This is a genomic window from Pseudomonas sp. Pseusp3, assembly GCF_047304225.1.
GTDB classification, from domain to species: domain Bacteria; phylum Pseudomonadota; class Gammaproteobacteria; order Pseudomonadales; family Pseudomonadaceae; genus Aquipseudomonas; species Aquipseudomonas fluorescens_CD.
On record NZ_JBGLYV010000205.1, the window covers coordinates 1 to 2,782 of the forward strand.

General features: G+C 63.1%; 3 protein-coding genes. All 3 read right to left on the reverse strand.

What is annotated here, in order from left to right; genetic code table 11:
• Positions 1-101: 101 nt before the first annotated feature.
• From pcaC to ACCD00_RS30440, 3 genes are read right to left on the reverse strand one after another with little or no spacing between them, the layout of a single operon-like run.
• A complete protein-coding gene (pcaC, locus tag ACCD00_RS30430) occupies positions 102-494 on the reverse strand; it encodes a 4-carboxymuconolactone decarboxylase (protein ID WP_008016493.1) in 393 nt (130 codons plus the stop codon).
• A gap of 10 nt (positions 495-504) precedes the next feature.
• On the reverse strand, positions 505-1,296 hold the full coding sequence (pcaD, locus tag ACCD00_RS30435; protein WP_413428897.1) for a 3-oxoadipate enol-lactonase: 792 nt from the start codon (positions 1,294-1,296) through the stop codon (positions 505-507).
• Positions 1,297-1,307: 11 nt separating this feature from the next.
• A complete protein-coding gene (locus ACCD00_RS30440; protein WP_413428898.1) occupies positions 1,308-2,672 on the reverse strand; it encodes a 3-carboxy-cis,cis-muconate cycloisomerase in 1,365 nt (454 codons plus the stop codon).
• Between the last annotated feature and the right edge of the window lie 110 nt (positions 2,673-2,782).

A 2,782-nucleotide genomic window follows, 5' to 3' on the forward strand; every position in this document is an offset into this window, starting at 1 on the left:
GGCGGTCTGTCAGCCAACAAAAACTTCGACTGACAGACCGCCTTCGCGAGCAAGCCCGCTCCCACACTGGTTCTTCGGTGTATTTGAAATCTGCGCGCGAATCACTCCCGCGACTCAACCCCCAACTCATCCCACACCGACTCGGCCAGGTGGAACGTCGCATTGGCTGCCGGAATCCCGCAATAGATCGCACTCTGCATGATCACTTCCTTGATCTCTCCACGGCTGACACCGTTGTTTGCGGCAGCGCGCAGGTGCAGTTTGAGTTCACCCTCGCGGTTCATGCCGATCAGCATGGCGATGGTGATCAGGCTGCGGGTGTGGCGCGGCAGGCCCTCGCGGGTCCAGATGTCGCCCCAGGCGTGGCGGGTGATCATCTCCTGAAACTCCGAGTTGAACTCGGTCAGGGTGGTCAGGCTGCGGTCGACATGAGCGTCGCCCAGTACCGCGCGACGGACTTTCATGCCTTCGTCGTAACGTTGTTTCTCGTCCACGGAATTTCCCTCAACGAGCCTTCAAAAAGGCCAGAACGCGTTCGCTGAAATCAGCGCCGGCCTGCACGTTGGACAGGTGCGCGGCATAGAACTCGGCGTACTCGGCGCCCGGCACGTGCTCCTGAATGAAACGCCCACCCGACGGCGGCGTGACCGCATCCTGAGTGCCGGCGATCACCAGCAGCGGCGCCTTGATCGAGGACAACTGATCGCGGAAATCGGCATCGCGCACAGCTGCGCAATTGGCCGCATAACCTTCAGGCGAAGTCGCCGCCAACATGTCGGTAATCTGCTTGGCCGCCGCCGGGTTGGCTGCCGAGAAGTCCGGGGTGAACCAGCGGGCAATCGACGCATCGCGCAGGGCGACCATGGCCGCCTGACCGTCACGCAGCACCATTTCGATACGCGGGTTCCATACCGATGGATCGCCGATTTTCGCTGCGGTGTTGCACACCACCAGCTTGTTCAGGCGCTCGCCGGCATTGATCCCCAGCCACTGGCCGATCAGCCCGCCCATGGACAGACCGCAGAAATGCGCGCGCTCAATGTGCAAGGCATCCAGCAACGCCAGCACGTCGCGGCCCAGTTGCTCGATGCTGTATGGCCCAGGTGTCACCAAGGATTTGCCGTGACCACGGGTGTCGAAACGCAGCACGCGAAAATGCTCGGTGAACGCTGCAATTTGCGCATCCCACATGTGCAGGTCCGTGCCCAGGGAGTTGGACAGCACCAGCACCGGCGCATCGACCGGTCCTTCAATTTGATAATGCAGTTCGCCCTCGGCGAGTTGTACAAAAGCCACAGCAGTCTCCTTCAGGCAGTCAATGCAGAATGTTCAGCCACCGCCCGCTCGACCCAGGTTTTGGCCTGACCGAGGTAATGGGCGGGGTCCAGCAGATGATCGAGTTCTTTCGCCGACAGTTCGGCGGTTACTTGCGGCTCGTCGCCGAGTACCGCACGCAGGTGACGTTGTTCGGCCACGGCGCGTTTGCAGCATTGCTCCAGCAGATGGTGTGCGGTGTCGCGCCCAACCCGTTGCGCCAGGACGATACTCACTGCTTCGGCGAGTACCAGCCCCTGGGTCAGGTCGAGGTTGCGAGCCATGCGCCCGGCATCCACTTCCAGGCCTTGAGCGATCAACAACGCCTGCTGCAGGCTGCCCGACACCAGGCAGCAGATTTCCGGGAGGGTTTCCCACTCGGCATGCCACAGGCCGAGGCTGCGCTCGTGTTCCTGGGGCATGGCGCTGAACAGCGTCGAAAGCAAACCGGGTACGCGAGTCGCCGCGCCGATCAGCACCGCCGCGCCCACCGGATTGCGTTTGTGCGGCATGGTCGAGGAACCGCCCTTGCCCGGTGCCGAGGGTTCGAACACTTCGGCGGCCTCGGTTTGCATCAGCAGGCTGATGTCGCGACCGAGTTTGCCGAGACTGCCGGCGATCAGTCCGAGTGCCGCCCCAAACTCCACCACGCGGTCACGCTGGGTGTGCCATGGCTGATCGGGCAAGGTCAGTTGCAGCTCTTCGGCCAGCGCCCGGGCAATCGGCATGGCCTGTTCACCAAGGGCCGCCAGGGTCCCGGATGCACCACCGAATTGCAGTACCAGCAGTCGTGGCTTGAGTTCCGCCAGGCGTTGGCGACTGCGCGTCACCGCCCCCAGCCAGCCGGCGATCTTCATGCCGAGGGTAACGGGCGTTGCGTGTTGCAACCAGGTGCGCCCGGCCAGCGGCGTGGCCGCATAGCGTTGGGCCTGCGTCGCAAGGGTCTGGCCCAGTTGCGCCAGATCGCTTTCGATCAGTTCCAGTGCACGGCGCAGTTGCAACACCAGGCCGCTGTCCATCACATCCTGACTGGTCGCGCCCAGATGCACATAACGTTCGGCTTCGGCATCGGTGGCCGCGATCTGCTTGCCCAGCGCCTTGACCAACGGAATCGCCGAGTTACCCGCCGTGGCAATCGCCTCGCCCAACGCCGCAAAATCGTAAAGTCCGGCGCTGCAAGCCGCTTCAATCGGCGCAACAGCACTCGACGGAATCAACCCGACCCGCGCTTCGGCCCGGGCCAGTGCCGCTTCGAAATCGAGCATGGCCTGGACCCGGCCCTGATCGCAGAACACGTCGCGCATATCGCGGGCAGTGAAATAGGCATCGAACAATTGATTGCCCGGTCGCTGGTTCATAAACAATTCCTGGAGGGGCGGGGGGGGGCGCCCCGCCCCCCCCCAAAAAAAAAAAAAAAATTAGAAGAGGGCAGAGGGGGGGGGGGGGGCGCCCGGGCCAACAAACCACC